The sequence below is a fragment of the Burkholderia sp. LS-044 genome, assembly GCF_004803625.1.
GTDB classification, from domain to species: domain Bacteria; phylum Pseudomonadota; class Gammaproteobacteria; order Burkholderiales; family Burkholderiaceae; genus Burkholderia; species Burkholderia cepacia.
The window spans coordinates 1-17,057 of the sequence record NZ_SSWO01000038.1; the positions used below are offsets into that span (position 1 = coordinate 1).

At 59.1% G+C, this 17,057-nt stretch carries 18 protein-coding genes; 7 read left to right on the forward strand and 11 right to left on the reverse strand.

The annotated features are described in order from the left end of the window. Positions 1–341 precede the first annotated feature (341 nt). Together E9536_RS40785 and E9536_RS40795 are read left to right on the forward strand one after the other, a co-directional pair. Positions 342–857, forward strand: coding sequence for a hypothetical protein (locus E9536_RS40785; RefSeq protein ID WP_124634161.1), 516 nt, complete (start codon positions 342–344; stop codon positions 855–857). 630 nt (positions 858–1,487) lie between these two features. Continuing rightward, positions 1,488–2,771, forward strand: a complete 1,284-nt coding sequence (locus E9536_RS40795) for a hypothetical protein (RefSeq protein ID WP_136473273.1) — start codon at positions 1,488–1,490, stop codon at positions 2,769–2,771. Positions 2,772–3,163: 392 nt separating this feature from the next. On the opposite strand, the gene E9536_RS40800 is transcribed toward E9536_RS40795, so the two are convergent. The 5 genes from E9536_RS40800 to E9536_RS40815 all read right to left on the reverse strand — a co-directional run bounded on the left by E9536_RS40800 (position 3,164) and on the right by E9536_RS40815 (position 8,140). Continuing rightward, positions 3,164–3,955, reverse strand: coding sequence for a replication initiation protein (locus E9536_RS40800; RefSeq protein WP_124634149.1), 792 nt, complete (start codon positions 3,953–3,955; stop codon positions 3,164–3,166). 1,178 nt (positions 3,956–5,133) lie between these two features. Beyond that, positions 5,134–5,373, reverse strand: coding sequence for a hypothetical protein (locus tag E9536_RS40805; RefSeq protein WP_136473275.1), 240 nt, complete (start codon positions 5,371–5,373; stop codon positions 5,134–5,136). Next, on the reverse strand, positions 5,357–6,259 hold the full coding sequence (locus tag E9536_RS40810) for an integrase domain-containing protein (RefSeq protein ID WP_136473277.1): 903 nt from the start codon (positions 6,257–6,259) through the stop codon (positions 5,357–5,359). Before E9536_RS40810 ends, E9536_RS40805 begins: the two co-directional genes overlap by 17 nt. A gap of 1,091 nt (positions 6,260–7,350) precedes the next feature. Then, positions 7,351–7,521, reverse strand: coding sequence for a hypothetical protein (locus E9536_RS41780; RefSeq protein ID WP_168799643.1), 171 nt, complete (start codon positions 7,519–7,521; stop codon positions 7,351–7,353). Between the two features lie 235 nt (positions 7,522–7,756). Further along, a complete protein-coding gene (locus E9536_RS40815) occupies positions 7,757–8,140 on the reverse strand; it encodes a hypothetical protein (protein WP_136473279.1) in 384 nt (127 codons plus the stop codon). Positions 8,141–8,309: 169 nt separating this feature from the next. Here E9536_RS40815 and E9536_RS40820 point away from each other — a divergent pair, with 169 nt between their 5' ends. After that, positions 8,310–8,717: a ribbon-helix-helix protein, CopG family gene (locus tag E9536_RS40820; RefSeq protein WP_136473281.1), complete on the forward strand. Its 408-nt coding sequence runs from the start codon at positions 8,310–8,312 to the stop codon at positions 8,715–8,717. Positions 8,718–8,754: 37 nt separating this feature from the next. Here E9536_RS40820 and E9536_RS40825 read toward each other — a convergent pair whose 3' ends face one another. Next, positions 8,755–9,039 (reverse strand): hypothetical protein, encoded by a 285-nt coding sequence (locus E9536_RS40825; RefSeq protein WP_136473283.1) that lies wholly within the window; start codon positions 9,037–9,039, stop codon positions 8,755–8,757. A gap of 357 nt (positions 9,040–9,396) precedes the next feature. Here E9536_RS40825 and E9536_RS40830 point away from each other — a divergent pair, with 357 nt between their 5' ends. Continuing rightward, entirely contained in the window at positions 9,397–9,537 is a 141-nt protein-coding gene (locus E9536_RS40830) for a hypothetical protein (RefSeq protein ID WP_247873605.1), read from the forward strand. A 1,129-nt stretch (positions 9,538–10,666) separates the two neighbouring features. Here E9536_RS40830 and E9536_RS40835 read toward each other — a convergent pair. Beyond that, a complete protein-coding gene (locus E9536_RS40835) occupies positions 10,667–10,990 on the reverse strand; it encodes a hypothetical protein (RefSeq protein WP_136473285.1) in 324 nt (107 codons plus the stop codon). Beyond that, positions 10,947–11,264, reverse strand: a complete 318-nt coding sequence (locus tag E9536_RS40840; protein WP_111021679.1) for a hypothetical protein — start codon at positions 11,262–11,264, stop codon at positions 10,947–10,949. The genes E9536_RS40835 and E9536_RS40840 overlap by 44 nt, the downstream gene beginning before the upstream one ends. A gap of 263 nt (positions 11,265–11,527) precedes the next feature. Between E9536_RS40840 and E9536_RS40845 the strand changes: the two genes are divergently transcribed. Both E9536_RS40845 and E9536_RS40850 read left to right on the forward strand, forming a co-directional pair. After that, the gene (locus E9536_RS40845; protein ID WP_136473287.1) at positions 11,528–12,412 is read left to right on the forward strand and encodes a nucleotide-binding protein; all 885 of its coding nucleotides are present in this window, start codon (positions 11,528–11,530) and stop codon (positions 12,410–12,412) included. A gap of 35 nt (positions 12,413–12,447) precedes the next feature. Beyond that, positions 12,448–13,374 carry a tyrosine-type recombinase/integrase gene (locus E9536_RS40850; RefSeq protein WP_247873607.1) on the forward strand — a complete coding sequence of 309 codons (927 nt, stop codon included), beginning with the start codon at positions 12,448–12,450 and terminating at the stop codon, positions 13,372–13,374. Between the two features lie 373 nt (positions 13,375–13,747). On the opposite strand, the gene E9536_RS42725 is transcribed toward E9536_RS40850, so the two are convergent. Beyond that, positions 13,748–13,993: a CopG family transcriptional regulator gene (locus tag E9536_RS42725; protein WP_081060144.1), complete on the reverse strand. Its 246-nt coding sequence runs from the start codon at positions 13,991–13,993 to the stop codon at positions 13,748–13,750. Between the two features lie 36 nt (positions 13,994–14,029). After that, positions 14,030–14,677 carry a division plane positioning ATPase MipZ gene (locus E9536_RS40860; RefSeq protein WP_059792123.1) on the reverse strand — a complete coding sequence of 216 codons (648 nt, stop codon included), beginning with the start codon at positions 14,675–14,677 and terminating at the stop codon, positions 14,030–14,032. A gap of 180 nt (positions 14,678–14,857) precedes the next feature. Here E9536_RS40860 and E9536_RS40865 point away from each other — a divergent pair, with 180 nt between their 5' ends. Beyond that, positions 14,858–15,859, forward strand: coding sequence for a hypothetical protein (locus E9536_RS40865; RefSeq protein ID WP_168799644.1), 1,002 nt, complete (start codon positions 14,858–14,860; stop codon positions 15,857–15,859). A gap of 70 nt (positions 15,860–15,929) precedes the next feature. Here E9536_RS40865 and E9536_RS40870 read toward each other — a convergent pair whose 3' ends face one another. Continuing rightward, a complete protein-coding gene (locus tag E9536_RS40870) occupies positions 15,930–16,931 on the reverse strand; it encodes an Abi family protein (protein ID WP_168799645.1) in 1,002 nt (333 codons plus the stop codon). Positions 16,932–17,057: the final 126 nt, after the last annotated feature.

Sequence of the window (17,057 nt, forward strand, 5' to 3'; positions counted from 1 at the left end):
AAAAAAAAGCCCTGCTGAACAGGGCTCTTTTTTCCCCCTTCCAACGAAGGGGAAACGTAACCAGTCCTGGTGCGCTTGCCTTGCGGCGCAGAGCTCCCTCTCAGGAGGCATCCAAGCGTGACAGGTGTTGTTAGGACCGGATCGTACGCGAGTCCGATATCGGCGCAACGCTTAGCACGGGATAACTTCGATAACGGGATAACCATATTACGGGAGTACCGTTTCGTGGTTAAGTGCATGATTTGTAATGGCATCTGTACAATAAATAGTGTAATATTGGCGGTGTGATGGTCAATTTTTGTAGTAGGAATAGCAGCCTTGAAGACTCAATCTACCTAAAAATGGACGATAACAAGCAACAAAAATTGGGAAGAGGGATCGCTGATCGCCGCAAGAGATTGCGCGACAACCTCTGGCCAGACCTTGACGAAGATGATCTTTGGCTGCGGAAAAATAGGGTTGGCTTTACCACCATACCTCGCACCATCACTCTGATCGGACGCATCTTGGATCAAATGTCCGGCAAGGGCGCGCCGGTCATGGGTGCCTACCTCACTCTATGGTGTTGGGTGTTCGATGAAGGATTCGTCGAGATTCGTACTCCCCGGGAACTCGCCTATGAATCTGGTTTTGCCGGACCTAGAGCGGAGGCGACATGGCGAACTCGGATGCGAAAGCTCGAGGAGCTCGGGATCATCTCCATCAAGGCTGGTCTGGCTGGCGACTTCCAATATGTCCTGATGTATGACCCGATCAAAGTCATCAAGAAGCTGTACGAGTCTCGTCCTCAGGACATTGCCTATCAAAGCCTAATGAATCGGTTGATTCATATCGGAGCTGACGACGATGTCGTTTAGGCCGAGGCTCCTCGATCGCCCGTGCTCATGAGCGCTGATCGTGGATTTATACCGACGCCGCCTTTGTCCGCACCCGCCCAAGCAATCATATGTGCCACATATGAGTTGAGTAAATGAGTTGAGTTGTTGGGGCCGTCATGGGTTATTTTGGGTCTTTGTCTGGCTCGCCAGATGAGGGCTGAGCATTGGCAGATGCCGCATAAAAGCCCTTCAGCTCGGCATTACCAAAGCACTGTACAAAAACACACGTAGGCACTAGAATTTGTGTGCGTACAAGAATTACTAACTAGGTATTGTGTTCTTGTCATGGCCCGGAAATCGGCCGCGCTCCGGATTGGGTCTCTTTTAGGTTCCCAAAAAGTCGCAGCTCGCCCCAACTTATGGGAGTTGATATGGGCATGAAACCGGGCCAGAACACTGGCAACCAAGGCGGCATCTACCGCGAACAAGGGCCCCGCGGCGGTCTGCGGGACAACTACACTACCGTGCCTGAGCACCGGCCATTGCCACCCACATCGAAGCCAGGTAACACGTGGGTACCGGTCAAGCGGACGCCTCACGGGCACCGCTAAAGCATCGAGAGGAGAGGGACGTTATCTGACGTCCCTCGTTCTTTTTGGGAATAAGAAAATGCAAGAGCATGATCCGAAGGGCACTGGGGAGCTTCGGGGCCCAAGTTCATTCTGTATCTCTAAAGCAGCACTCGAGACGCTGATCGAGTACAAAGCCAGCGCCTACGAGATCTGTGCTTATCTAACCCTTGCCAAGTACACCGATGCTAGCGGGCGCCTGTCTCCGGCTTCCGTAAAAGCAGTCAACACGGCAACGGGTGGCAACAAGGCCACAATTGAGCGCGCCATCGAGAGGCTGCAGACCATGCATGTGCGGCGCCAGGGCATGCAGATCGGCAAGAAAGCTGCCCCGGTCGTCGACTATGGTCCGATCGTCTGGACAAGAGAGGCGTGGTGTAACAAAACTGGGGAAATTCTTGTCGATGGCCCTACGGAGCGCGGCAAGATCCGTTATGTTTTGCCGGATTTCGATGAGCCGGTCGAGGACCGCATATGGTTCGGCTCGAACCTGGTGAGCGGCATCAACGGCTTCCTCCCGCTCAGGGAATTGAAGAATGCCGGCGACGTCGCTGCACGGTTACTTTTGTTGCTGTATCAGGTGAACGACATGGGTGCGTGGGGAGGTATCGAACCATTTCGAGGTCCCTATAACCGCTACGAACCCGTTGCCGAGGATGCGTTCCTACGAGGTAATGCGCGACTGATTCGAGCCAAAAGAGGAGGAACAGTAGCCAGCGGCGGCTCAGGCAGTATCTTCGCGCTTGCGTGGGGAGAGAAAGTTAATGGCGACTGGTGGGGAAAACACAAGGAGGCCGGCGGTCCATGCTGGCGTGCACTGGAAGCCCTTGAGTCAAGTGGACTAATTTACGAAGTGGTAATGGTCCTCAACAGAGACGCTAAAAAACAGCACTTCGCCAGCGGCGAGGAGTACAGCGCGATACCTGAGGGCGCTGAGCCCTACTACGAGCTCGATTGCCGCAGCCAGCACGGGTACAAGCCGGTCGGCGAAGAGGGTATTGGTGGTGCTACGGCTCGTACGGCTGGCGACTGTGGATCTCCCGTTGCGACTGAAGGCGGGCGACTCGACGGCACCTATGCTGCCATCGTACCGCGCGGCTACGGTGCCATGGTCGCCGGTATCTTCCGGGTGCGTTTTCGCGTCTCCAATCCCAAAAACGTAGGTGTCAAAGATGCATGGGCACGAATTGCTGAGAACAATCGCACAGCCTTCGAGTTCATGCAGCGCGTTCGACAGTCAAGCGGGCTCGAGCCGTTGCCGCCACTCCGAGGGACATCAACTCGCGCGGCCACGCTGGCACAAACAGAAACAGCCCCTGCCTGAAGGATGCTGCCTGTGGATAACTTCCTTCCGCTGAGAGCACGTACCCTTCAATGCTTTTCAATACCCTCAATGCCCCTCAATCGCCTCAATAAAGGGAAAGGAAAGATTTGGAAGTTATAGGCAGGCGCAGCTACGCTTCGCTCCGGATGAACGCCAGAAAGGAGAGGGAAGGCCATCACCCTCAAAGCTTTGCCACTCGAGACTGGAAAGCAGCTGGCGCAACTTGCCGAGATGCACAGCATGGATCTGTCCACTGCTGGCTTCGAGATGGCGCGCGAGGTTGGTCGTTCATCTGAAAGGGCCTCACAATCACTCAACTCATTTGAGTGATTGTGTACGTATGTACAGCAATTCTGACATTTTTCGGGGTAGCCTGACATTAGCAGCGAATGTCAGAATAGTCGGCCCTGCGGGTCCGGCTTGAACTTGAAACGAAACCCCGTCACCTTGCGGCCAGACGGTTTGACGGGCTCCCATTCGATTGCAAGGCTGTTCTTCTCCTGCAGCTCCTTCACCGCTGGCTCGATGACGCGGCGACGCAACTGGCCGGAGTCTTTAACGCAACTATCCGGTGCCCCCATTGCCTGGCAAAACTCGTCGTACCCGATGGAGACGAACCCTTTGTCACGGTATTGCGCCATGATTTCGAGCAGACGCCACGAATAGATCGATCGCAGATCTGCTGCATGCCGCAGCTTGTACTTCGTGAACTCGCTCTCGATGCCGAGCAGGTAGGGCGCAATGCTCGGCGAGAATTTGATATCCACCCAGCCGGCGGTCGTCGTATCCACCTTCTCGTAGATCCACCGCACTACTCGGTGCTTCGTCGTTTTTTTGCCCCGTTCGATGACTTCCTCATCCCACTCAACACGGCATTCAAAGAGGTTTTCTGCGGCCTCCTTTAGCTCGCTATAGGCATGCTTCGCTTCGATGTGTGGGTACGCCTCAATGAACTCCTTGGCCGTTACACGGATGGTCCAGCCTGGAGCATCCCCTGTCATTGGATCCGGGCGCATCGCCCGATCTTTCAGAATTTTTGCCTTCGGGTTGCACTTAGCGATAGCAAGCGCGAGCAGTCGCTTTTCAGACAACTTCATGCGCTGAATGCGCCGCACTAGCTCGTTCTTGATGGTCACGCTTCGTTCGCGTGTGGCGGGATCGTGCAGCTCGGCAAGGTCGCCCATTCTGACATTTTCCGGGTTATTCTGACATCGAAAATTCTATGTCAGAATAAAAAAGGCGGCAAGAGAGCGCTGCTCAAAAAACAAGCACCTACCCCGGAAAAAGCCCGACTAACCCGAAGTTTGTCAGATACATCCCGAAAAAAGCCCGACTACCCCGGGAAAAGCCCGACTAACCCGGAATTTGTCAGAAATGCACCTCGGAAACCCTTGCCCTTATTGGCTTTCCGAGATCCTACAAAGGGGTTTACAAACAAGGTTTACAAACAAGAACAATGTGTTTACAAAGGGGTTCGCTGAATTCAGCAACACTTACCTGTGGATAACCATACGGACCTGTGAATAGGCACGTGGTTTCACGGACGCATTCACCTCCAACAGCCTTACCTGGCAAGACTCTCCAAAACCGTAATACACGCACGGCGGCCTAACGGCCGGGGCACCCCTGCGGGGTTCCCCCACCGCTGCGCGGCGGCTCCCCCTCCCGCTGTCTATCCACGCCCCCGCACGCGGGGGCTAAATCGGCGCGTAGCGCCTTGACGACCCCCATGGTGGTCATTCACTCTGCCGTGGGCGTGGGCGCAGATAGCCCTTTGGAACTTCCTGCCCCTTTTTAGCTAGCAAGAAGAGGGGGGCTTACCGAGGTGGCCACAAGGCCCATAGCGGCCCGCTACGGCCTTCGGATGGCTTGGTTGATGGGGTAGGACGTCGCGCTCGCCACGTCCCGGTAAATCGGGCCTGCTGCCCTATCCTGCACGAGCTCAAGAATTTTCAACTTTGAAAATCGACTCGTTCCTTTTTTGAGGGTGATCGCATCCACTGATGCGCGATGTGCGGCCGGCGTCGAGTGCGCCGGCCCGGGGCGGGGTCTTGCCGGGGCCGCTGGTGGCAACAGGGCCGCGTGAGCGGCCCTTGCTGTTTCTGTGCGCTGAAGCCTGAAATCGGCCAACGCGTGGTTATCACCTTTGGGGCTAGCGAGGCATGCGACGACCGCGCGCGTGACGGCGAGCACGGTCGGCTTCCCGGCCGCGCTCGCAGCAGTACCACCCGTGGACGCATATCACCGTACCCATTATCAGTACGAGAATCCCCAGACCCATCGTCATTTCTCCGGTTACGGTTGGCAAAATGTCCGATGACATTTTGCCGTAAATGCTGCGGATCGAAACAGGTCGACCACGTTACCTATTCCCCGTTGCGGCAAATATCAGTCGCTCCACCGCGTCCCGTATCGTCTCACCTTTGCGTCGCAGGCGTTTGGTCACGGCGAAGGCCTCGTGTGAAACCTTGATGCGCGGGAGCGCGTTGCCAACCGTCACGACCTCCTGTAGATGGCTGCCGCCGACCACCTCGTTGACCACCTTCCACAGGCTTCCCTCCTGCAGCCGCGCCGACGTTATAAATTCAGTTTTCCGACTCATACGTGCTCCGTAAGTAGTTGTTCCATACCCAGCGGCCCCGGCCTTCGCCGTGGCCCAGATCGCGCGAGCAGAGCGCCAGCGCTTCCTTCCTGCTGCAGCGCTCGCTCAGGTAGTGCTCGAAGTTGTCGCGGCAGAAGGCCCGGCGCAGGGAGTGGCCGGAGTTCTCGCGCTCGAGGCCGAGCGCGGCGAAGCGCCCCTGCACCTGTTGTTTGGCTGCGTGATTGGTGGGCGCGTCGACCAGATAGCGGCGCTCAGCCACGATCGCCAACGCGGCTCGGACGGCATCGAGCGCCCTTGGTCGATAGGGCTCAGGGATGTGGGTGTCGCGAACGCGTCCGCCCTTGGTGCCGTGCCGGATCGTGATGAAGCTCTGGCCTCCGGCGAGCGCCGCCTCCCATTGCGTGAGGCTCTTGTGGCTTTCGATCATTTCTTCGCGCCGCAGGCCCAGGCAGCGCTCGAGCTGGATCCACGTGCGCGTATCCGGCGCCGCGCGCTCGAGCGCGTGCGCCAGCACGCTTGCGTCGACGACCTTCCCCGTGCCAATGCGCGTGCCGGACGGAACGCCCAGCTCGGCGTTGGTCAGGGCATCGGCCCATTCGCCGCGGCCGGCGCCACGGATCGCCCGGCGCAGATGGCTCATCTCGTTCTGGATCGTCCGCGCGCTGATGTCGGCGTCGATACGTGAACCCACATAGTTGCGCAGCTGCTTTTCGGTGACGGTGGCCGGGTCGACCTGGCCGTAACGGCGCTGCTTCGCATGGGCCGCGAAGGCTAAAAAGGTGGTGCGCATCTTTTGCTTCGTGAGCGTGGCCGCGCCTTTATGCAGCGCCGCGCTCATGAACTTGGCCTCGATGGATCGCGGTTTGTTCGGTGCCGGTTTGCTCATCTGCTGTGTTCGGTGGTGGTTTTGCCTTGCCGCGTCGCTCCAGCGAGGCGGGTACTGCGTGTGTTTAGAGAGGAGTGGCCGCCACCTGGAGGTGGGTTGGATGGCCGGGGTGCTGCGTGCCGATCAGGTCGTTTGTCGATCGCCGGTTGGCCGGTTCGACGCGCCGACAGGGCGCTTAACTACGTCGTCAAATCGCGAGCGCCTTGGCGGACGCGAGAGACGGGGTGGTGCATTAGCGCGTCACTGATACGCGCTGCGCATCAGTGACGCGCTGGGTTCGCGAGTGCGAGCGGTGCTGACGTGACGCGGAGGTCAGGAAAGCGTGGAAGCGTCGTGCTTGACTCGCTGCGTCTGGCTGTCGGCACAGCTGGACGGGGAGTGGTCGCGCGAGCGATGGCCGCGAAGATCGCGGGGGGAAGGGGGGAGGTCGATGTGCATCGGGACGGTCTCCGAAAGAGGGACTGCGATCAAAGGCATGGGACTGCGGACAGGGGGCGGGATGCTCAGATCGAGCGATCGGGAAGCGAAACGGAACTGCGGAAAAGGGAATGCCTGAACAACGTTCAGCGATGGGCGCAGGGGAGCGATCGCACGTGGCAACGTGGCGATGAGGTCGGGCAGTTAAGCCTGGAAAATCTGGCGGGCGGGAGTCATCCGCGAGGCAGAGGGTGTCAGGCCGAACCTATGGACGGACTACGAGAGCCCGGCCCAGCCTGATCGAAAAATGGTGCTCAGGGGGCTGTGCAGGGCGGACGAATCCGATGCACTTACCGTCAGCACCAAGCGGCCATGGGCCTGTAAAAAACGTGGGCCAGGAACCAGTCCTGGCGGTCGGTCGATGCGCCTGAGGCGCGACAGATGACGGCACGTTAGCACACGGTTTTTCCGACGGAAAGCGGCCGCGTCATCTATTTTGAAAGCGGCATAAAAACACGCAGCTTTCGCGGCGATGCGATCCGAAATGGTTGTATGCGCATCGACTGGCGACGGTGGCCACCGCGTGTCGACCGCGGATTTTTCGTCAACGTGCACGGTCGCGTTTCTCACCTGCAGGGAGGAAATGCGGCGGTGCCAGGTTCGACCGACGATTGCTAGAAAAGCCGTTTGGCGACTTCGCGACGTGTGCCTTCGTGGCGGTGCATGTGCGCAATTCCGATGAGCGTGTGTTTTAGCCACGCGTCGGCAATCACGCGATGTTCGTCGCGTTGGCGGTCGGCCGGCGCGGCCGTCGAGTTGTCCAATTGTTCGTCGCGGTTTGTCACGAAATCCCCCCCTTGGAAATGGCACAGACATGACGCACGCGCCAAAACGCGTGCCGATCGGGCTGCCAGCCTTGCCGGTATTGGGTGTGCGGCGGTGCACGGAACAGCGTAACAAGTCGGCGGCAGAAACAGCAAAACGGCTGGAACCCGTACCGGCCGGGGTTACGCGGCGTGGTGCAAATTGCACCACGCCAAATCAAAACCGTGATTCTGTGGAGACGCTCATGTGTGCGCGTCACGAGCGGCATGGCAGCGATGCCGGGGGCGTTTCGCGTGCGGGCTCGCCGTTGTGCTCACGCACAATCCGGCCGAAATGGGCGACGTGCCGCGCGATAGCGCGCACGTCGTCGGACTGCACTTCGTCGCGCAGGCGGCGCAGCTCGGCCTGCTGCAATTCGAGCAGTTCGACGCGCTGCGCGTCCGGCGTCGGTTGGCGCAATTCGTCGGAAATGGACGCGGCGAGCTGGGCGATGCGCTGGCCGAAAATGCTGCACATGACCTCGTAATCGACGTTCGCGCAAAAACCAGTGTTGTGCGTTTCGCTGTTCATCGTGGTTGGTCCTGATGCGTTGGATTCGATCGTGGCAGGGCGTAGCCCTGCACCCTTGGGGAGGGTCACACACCACGCAACTGTCGTTGGACGGCCCAACCCCCCGCCCGGCAAGGGTTATACGCGGATGACACCGAACGCGTTTCGGTATGACACCGAACCCTCTGAATTTTACCTGATTTATGCCTGAAATCCTTGATGGTATTGGGTTATAGGATGGCGACAAATTAGGAATAGAATGGTGTTTTCACAAAAAACGAGGTGTGGCATGCCCCGTCAGAAGGGAAGCGGACGCGGGATCAACGAACGCTTCAATATCCGGCTCGATGCGGCCACCGCGGCTCGCTATCGCGAGCTCGCGGAGGCGGCCGGATTGCCGTTGTCGGAGTTCCTGCGCCAGACGCTCACGCGCGGCTTGGCGCAGCAAAGTGTCGAGCGCGTCGAGGCGCGGCTGGACGCGTTGAGTGCGCAATTGCCGACCGGCGCGACGCCGGCGATCGACCGTGAATTGCTCGATGAGCTGGCCGTGAGCGCGTTCTTCTGCCGTGACGTGCTGCGCCAGATCGTCAGCGATCGCAACATCCAGACGGCCTACGAGGCCGACGACCGGGCGCGGGCGCAGCTCAAACGCCTTCGCGCGAAATAGCGGCGATGGCGGGGGCCGCGCGCGGTGTGATGCGTGGCTAATGTTTGCGCGTCACCAACGGCATGGCGGGGTCCAGTCCGCGCAGCATTGCTAGATCCCGCTTCAGATCGGTCCGGGCCCGGCGTGCGCGCTGTTCGAGCTCAGCCGCCAACTTGATGCAGTCGTGTCCAGTCGGTAACCACGTGCGTAACGTGGCGGCCAGGCCGGTCAGGGTAGCGAATTCCTGCGCGTAAACGTTGCCGGAATACAGCACCAGTCCAAGCAAATACTCGCGCAGCAGGACGTGATCGTCGTCGGAAAGGGGCGTGATGTTGTCAGGCAAGGTCGGTCTCCAAAGCATCTGGAAACCCGCCCGACAGGAGGGTGGGCGGGCACGATGACGAGGTTGGTCGACCGGCTCTGTAACCACAACCGGCAGGCCCGAAGGCCTCCCCGCCACGGCCCACCCATGAGAAAAGGCGCGCAAAGGCAGACGCACGACCTGCCGGGGCAGGCGTGCGGGTTACAGAGTTTTGGGCGACCAAGCCCACACCGTCGCTGTTTTGACGGCACTGCAATTTTAACCGATCCGGCTGGGTGACGTGCATCGCACACCATCCCGGAATCGGGAGCCTCAAGAGCGTGCGCAGGCGCCACGCCTCGCGGCGGAGATGTATCGACGACGAACGAAACGAAATACGTGTCAGCTGAATACGATCTGAGTGGCCTGATTGAGGCGGCCAAGCCGTTTGCCGAGGAAAAGATTGCAGAACGCGAGCGGCGGCAACGAGAGCAGGCAGAGCGCCTGACGCGTAAACGGCCGCTATCAGTTGTGAAGTGAGGGAAGGCGAGTTAGCGATGGGCGGTGGCCGCAACGCTTACAGATGGGAGGAAAAGCACAGAAACGGGAAAATTTTCACCGGATCATTGTGTCCGATGAAATCATTCGGGTATGATGCGAATTGCGTGCCAAAAGCACGCGCGGGCACGCCCTTCTTGGGCTAAGCCCCGGAAGGGTGTGGGTATAGAACACCTGACCGAATGGAGGTGCCTATGGATCTACAAATGGTCCAACTGGTTCTTCGGGTCGTAGTTGAAGGTATCAGCTTCAGCTACTGCCTGATGGAACTGGGTCAAAAGCTGTTCAATTAACGCAATGCTGACTTCGGCAGTTTTCCCCAACTGCCTCGCCCGACCTCCCCAGGTCGGGCTTTTTTTTGCCTGTCGCAGCTATCAGCGCTAGGCGTGGGCCACAAAAAGTCACTTTCAGAACCAACACTCCGCAGCCCTACATGAAGGCGAAAACGCTGAAGTTCAACGCGTCGGCTGATGTGTCCCTATTTTTGATCCCACATCGGCGCGCCGAAAGATATTATCGAAATCGGGCGCCAACAGGGGTGACTGTATAGATATGCCTATACGCTGTCAACGAAAAACCCAGTTTCTGCAAGGAGGTTTCGGAGGGAGCCTAGGTAGCGAAAATTTCCTCTGAAGCCTTATGGGGCGGGCCTCTCGGCCAGATTTCAGGCGCTTGTGGCGCGCTGGTCAATAGGCCTTAAAGGCATTTTCTGCCCTCCCCAAAGGACCTTTCCTGGCCGGCGGGAAAGTTACTTTCTCTCTGCAATTGCATTGCAAAACGGGCCCGTGTGGGCACCATGCCAGTTTCCTCGAAGCCTTGTGTGGTGGACTTCTCGGCCAGATTGTAGGTGCTTGTGGCGCGCCGGCGTATAGGACAAAAAGTCCTTTTCGTCACCTCAACAAAGGATCTTTCCTGGCCGGCGGCAAAGGTACTTTGCTTCTGCAATTGAATTGCAAAACAGGGCCGCACCGGATCCGACACGCGGGCGGAGGTCGAACTTTAGCGGCTAAAATGGAAATAACTATCAAAAGTAAATTTTAGATAGTTATTTCTATTCGTGCTTGGTCAAACGAAAACGCCGGGCCTCGGGGGCGAGGTCCGGCGCATCGGATCACTTCTTGCCGTAGGTTGCGTCGTGATCCGGAGCGATCGTGAGAAGTCGCATGTACTCACCATCACGATAAGCGGTTGCCCGCCTAGCTTGTGTAATACGAAGCGAGTACATCGCGTCAACGCCAGCAGGTGGCTGCACGCTGGTGATTTTTTCCCACTTGAGTCCGGAGTCCTGATACACCTGATTCCAGCTCATGAGCAGCAGTTTCTTGAGGGTCGCGAGAACCCGCGAGGCTTCAGCCTTGTCCAGCGCCACCCACTGACGCTGGAAGACCGGATTATTTAGGTCCAACTTTACGAGGTCGTCGTTTTTCTTCCTCATTGCCCAACTCGTTCAAAAGGGCGTCGAGGTTCGATTCCTTGGGGGCGTTACCTTGGGCCCAAGCGAGTGCCTCCTGCAGGTCACGTTGTGCCTGTGGAGCATGCAGCCACGCTTCGTTTTCGGGAATTACGAGTGCGGTGCGGACGAGCCACACACCCGGCTCGCGCTCTTCGACGAGCACTTGCCGGCCAGCGTATTCCTTGCCAAGCGAAATTTGCCCGCTGGAACCGACCACCTTGACGCTGGTTTTCGGGTCATGCAGGTTTGGATTCATGCCGGTTCGCCTATGTGTCGATCAGTCCTCAATTTGTCAGGCCGAGAGTGGGTAGGGATGGCTCCCTCGGCGGGTAAGGCCCCAAATCGGATGGTCAAAAAGGCTCTCTAAGGATTGTTCATCAATCTCGGAGCTTGAAATTATGATAGCACAATCGCATGAATGCATGAATGCATGAAGTCGGCGAGGACCGCTTGAGCCCTCACGATCGAGTCCATATCTATATGTGATAATGTCCTTTATCACATATAGAAGGAGAGACCATGGCCACCCGTGGTAAGGCTGCCGAGCAGCCGGTTGCGCCCAAACTACAACTGACTCCCGCCGCAATCGGACGCGGCATTGCTCGGCTCGAGGAGCGTATTGTCGAGCTGCGGGCGTTCAACGTTGGCTCGGTACCGGATGGCAACTCGCCCGAACTAACGGCGTTGTCTACCGACATCAAGGACACTCTCGAGCGGTGCTTTGGCGAGAACACATCTGCATACAGGCGCTTCCAGTCAGCGGCGCACTTGCAGTTTCGCCCGATGATGTTCGGTGAAAACTATCCCCAGCGGCGCCATTACCAGGACGGTGCTCGGGAAAATATCGCGCAGTCCATCGTGCTGCTGGAGTCAGCACAACGCGCATTGCAGCAAGACTTGGAGGACGCCCAGCATGAGGCTGCGGCATCTTCGGACTCTTTGGTCGTAACTCCTTCGGCCCTTTCCCGACGCGTGTTCGTGGTCCATGGCCACGATGGCGAGGCCCGCGAGACCGTGGCCCGCTACCTGTATGCGCTCGGTTTCGAACCGGTCATCCTTCATGAGCAGGCCAACCAGGGGCGCACGGTCATCGAAAAGATTGAGGCGGAAAGCGATGTGAAATTCGCTGTCGTCCTGTTGACGCCGGACGATGTGGGTCGCAGCGTCAAGGAAGACGAGCTGAAGCCGCGTGCTCGACAGAACGTGCTGCTCGAGCTCGGCTATTTCATCGGTAAGCTTGGCCGCGACAAGGTTTGCGCGCTCAAGCGCGGCACCGTCGACATTCCCAGTGATTTTGCCGGCGTCGTCTGGGAAAACATGGACGATGGGGGCGGCTGGAGACTGGCTTTGGCGCGTGAGCTTAAGGCCGCGGGCCACGAAGTCGATCTGAACAAGGCGTTCTAGTCGTGGGCCAGCTCACCACGTTCGATTCTCTATCCGTGCCAACGCTGGTTGTCGCGGCAGGTGAACCCGCAGGTGTGCGCTTTCTGGAGTTCTTCGCGTCAGCGATCCGTAACCCGCACACCCGGCGCGCGTACGCACGGGCCGCCGGCGACTTCCTGACCTGGTGTGCCGGCGCCGGCGTGCCGTCGATCGCGGCCGTGCAGCCGCTGCACGTGGCCGCGTGGATCGAGCTCCAGACGGCCACGCACGCGGCGCCGACCGTCAAGCAGCAGCTGGCGGCGATCCGTCACATGTTCGACTGGCTGGTGACCGGCCAGATCGTGCCGGTGAACCCGGCCTCGTCGGTGCGCGGGCCGAGCCACTCGGCAAGCACCGGCGCTACGCCTGTGCTGGATCGGACCGAGGCGCGGCAGCTGCTTGACAGCATCGACGTGTCGACGCCGATCGGGCTGCGGGACCGCGCGCTGATCGCGCTGATGGTATTTTCGTTCGCGCGGATCGGCGCGGCGCTGGCGATGCGGGTCGACGACGTCTATGTGCAGCAGCGCCGGCTGTGGATACGCCTGCGCGAAAAAGGCGGCAAGGCGCACGCGATGCCCTGCCACCACACGCTCGAGGCGGCGCTGCATGCGTACTTGGAGCACTTGAGCGGCATCGGGGCCGAACCGAAGGGGCCGCTGTTCCGCACGATCGCACGTGGCACCCGGCAGCTCAGCGGCACGCCGTTGCCGCAGGCGAACGCGTACGCAATGGTGCGCCGGCGCGCGGCGGCGGCCGGCATCGCGACCGCGATCGGTAACCACACCTTCCGCGCGACCGGGATCACCGCGTACCTGCAGAACGGCGGCACGCTCGAAAACGCCGCGGCGATGGCCAACCACGCGTCGACGCGTACCACGCAGCTGTACGACCGGCGCCACGACGCCCTCAGCCTCGACGAGATCGAGCGGATCCAGCTCTGAGCCCTGTTGCGGTCTAGGGGGATCGGTTCATGCGAGCGCCGCTCGACATGCGGGGCCGGCCACGACGGTGCCGGGTGCCGTACGGGGCCGGCGTGGTGGGTGTCGTTGGTCACCGCATCATCTTGAACAGTACCGCGCCGATGCGCAGGCAGGCATTTTTAGAGCGTTTCCAACCAGCGGTTGAGGAGCTTGCCCTGCCCGCCTGGCGCCAGTCAAACTCCCAGATAAAGTCGGACTTTGGTCTCACCCGAGCGGCGCCAGCTCACGAAGTCCGACTTAAACTCCCAGATAAAGTCCGACATTGGGACAAATTCCGGGTTGGAGTGCCGCGTACAGCTGGCCGCCGGCGTTGCAGATTCATTCGGTCGGTACGCTAGCCTATCTCCCGCGTGATCAAACCTCTCACGAGCTCTGCAATGGAGATCCCGGTTTCTGCTGCACGAACCTTCAAGCGGCGGTGCAGCTCTGGATCTAGATCGAGGTTGAGGCGGATCGGTTTAGCAGGCCGGTTCCCTACCTGAGATTGGACCATTGCTGCCCCCGCGGCGAACTCGGCGTGAGTCACTGGTTGGCTGGGCGGTTGGCCCCCGCTCTTTGCCGAGATTTTGAATTTACTCATTTACTCAACTCCATTGAATTAATCATTTGCTCGTTCTTAGGCTGATGGCTCAAGCTCGAAAAATTCCTGGGCGAGCAGCTGGATCTCGGCGCGGGCCAGTGAGTTGTTCAGCTCGACAACACCCTGGCCTGCGAGCAGCGCATCGCGGTACACCTTTCGATCGCGGATGACCGTGTCGGCAAGCTCGAGCTGATCAAACTGGGCTAGGAGTTCGCGAGCATCCTCGACTTCCCGAATGACCGGGTTCGACGGTGCCATCGACAGGACGGCTGATGCTTTGAGTTCTGGATTGAGGCCGCGAGCTAGGCCGACCAGTTCGTTGACCTTCGGCAGAGTCTCGAGGTCGGCTTGTGACGCCCGGATCGGAGTCAGAAGGAGATTCGCAACCGCGAGGGCCGTGCGCAGCTCACGCGAATCGCGGCCGCCTGCGTCGACGATCACGACTTGGTACCGCTTGGCCAAGTCACGCAGCGTGGCTGCGACATCGCCGGTCCGCTGGACGCACGGGATGGGCGGCTGTATCCCGCCCTCATCGCGACGCTCGACGAAGCGCGCACCGGTTGCCTGCCCATCGGTGTCGACCAAGACGACGTCCACCTGCTCACGGACCAGGTGGACGGCCAAGTTGCTCGCCAGCGTTGACTTCCCGACGCCGCCCTTTTCCCCGCCTATCAGCACGATCATATGCCTCTCTCGCTTTTGTTGAGTGATTGAGTTGATTTTATGAGTTGAGTAAATGAGTGTCAATCTACTAAGGTGTTGGCTGCGTAATTTGCGAAAATAGGGGCGTCTCGTAACCGAGGAAAAGCTATGGCCACCGAAACCCCTGCGACGCTGCGACACGGCGCTCACGATGCGCCACCCGTGACGCTTGACCTCGGAGTGTCGCCGGCGCTTGAAGGCATCGCTCGCGGTTTGGCCGACCTGAAACTTGCGCTGGACCGTTTCAGTCGTGACGATGACGCCGGCCAACCATTTCTCAATGATTGGTTCGACAGCAGGACCGGCACTTGTGCATTTACCGGTCACGAGTTCTTGCAGCGAATCGTGCCGTTCCTCGATCAAAGCGAGGCGATGGACTCGCCATTTCGCGCATACGTCGATCCGGCGCTAGTGTTGGGGGCCAGCATCAATGGGCGGCCGGAGTCGATCCGCGGTGAAGAGATTGCACGGCGCCGTGCACGTTACGCTCGCGAGTTCGACGTTAGCGGCCTGCAACGCGCTCAGTACAACTGGCTTGAATCCCTGGGTATTGTTTGGGCGCACGAGGGCAAACACCGTGTTGCCTTTATGCGCGCGCATGGTGAGCCGGCGATCGCCGCATGGGTGACGAGACGTAGCTATCCCGCTCCAAGCCGCATAGTGCTAGTTGAGCCTACTGAGGAGCGGCAAGTATGGTTTGCGATTCTCGACGGTCGCTATCTGCAGCTTGTTCCGCGTCCCGCGCTCACGCAACGCCTACTATCTGCATACGGCGTGAAAACCGTCCGCTGGCGCGACTTGAACGATGTCCCGTCCGAACTGTATGTCCGACACGCAATCGTGGACTGGCAGCAGCGGCCGCGAAATTATCGGGTCGCAGATCACATGCTTGACCTGCATGCGCTACGCGATGAGGAATGCCGTGTGCGCGAACTTGTACCTTATACGTTCGCCGAACTCGACCGCGCCGGCTGGAAAGTTCAGCATGGCCGGCAGCTCGGGTACGCGTTGCTCGTTATCGCTGCTGGCTTGCTCCTTTTGCTCCTAGAAAAGGTGCTCCACACCGCTGTGATGCAGAATTTCGGCTTCGCACTGGTCGGTGCTGGTGTGGGCTTGGGCTGCGTGACCTCGACGTTGCGCGTCGTTGGCCCGCGCGGCCGATGATGATAAATACTCAACTCAATTGAGTTGAGTATTTATGTGCGTGCATAGATATCTCAGCAGCGCCAAGGCGCTAGATCGTCCACAACGGATCGTTCTCCCAGCCGCCGTAGGCATCGCCGATACCGGTAGCTCTTTCGATCACGACATCGTTCTTCGACTTGTCGACTAGTGAGTGCAACGAGGCTCGCCAGGTACTTGTGGGGGCGATGTGCTTCACGAGGAGCGTCATGACTAGCAGGATGGTGCGCAGGTCATCTTGTCTTCTTCCGAAGGCGGTATTGCACGGATTGCTCGTCGGCACGTTCGGGGCGAAGGGGAACGTGCGATAGGTGATGCGCGTATGGTGCGCGCATCGATTCCTGAAAATGGAGACGGATTGAAACCATTTCTCCAGCAAGACCGCATCGATCGGTTTGCGGTTCGGAAAGACAAAGCGAGTTGCGATTGCCTTCTGGTCCGTGGTCGACAGGCTTGCGTAGGCCTTGGCCCAGTAACCAAAGCTAGCGCACTCTCGATGCATCCATGCTGGCGGGATCGCTGGCGGATCGTACGTGGTGTAGTAGTGGGCTAGGAAGAGGTGTGAGTCCGGGTGGAAGTCGCGGGAGGGCTGGTTGCTGGCCGCATCGAAGAAGACATTCCGCTCCGCTTTTACTTTCAGGTCTGGGAAGTTGCGGCGAAAACAGGCGTTGTCGACGTACCAATGAGAATGGTGCGTCCGGCTCATGTGTTCGCAGATGACATTGCGGGCGTAGACCTCGATCTTTTCTAGCGCTTGGCCGCAGAGGGCGCGTAGCTCTGTGTCGAAGTCGTAAAGGGCGGTGATGTGCCGTAGCGTTGTGCCAGCGAGGAATTTGCCCTTGTTGGGCTTGTTGCGTTGCTGGAAGGGTAGGCAGAAGCCGGTGAAGCGGTAATAGCCTACGGTGTACAGGAGATCGAAGAGATTGCTCTTCTCGTCTGCGTTGAGCGCTAGGCCGCGGTTCTCGATACGTGCGACGAGCTGAGGATTGGTCTCCGCCTTCTTGCCGAAGGGCTTTTTAGGGTTTGCTGCCACAATTTGGCCTTTTGTGAGCAAAAAAAAAGCCCTGCTGAACAGGGCTCTTTTTTCCCCCTTCCAACGAAGGGGAAACGTAACCAGTCCTGGTGCGCTTGCCTTGCGGCGCAGAGCTCCCTCTCAGGAGGCATCCAAGCGTGACAGGTG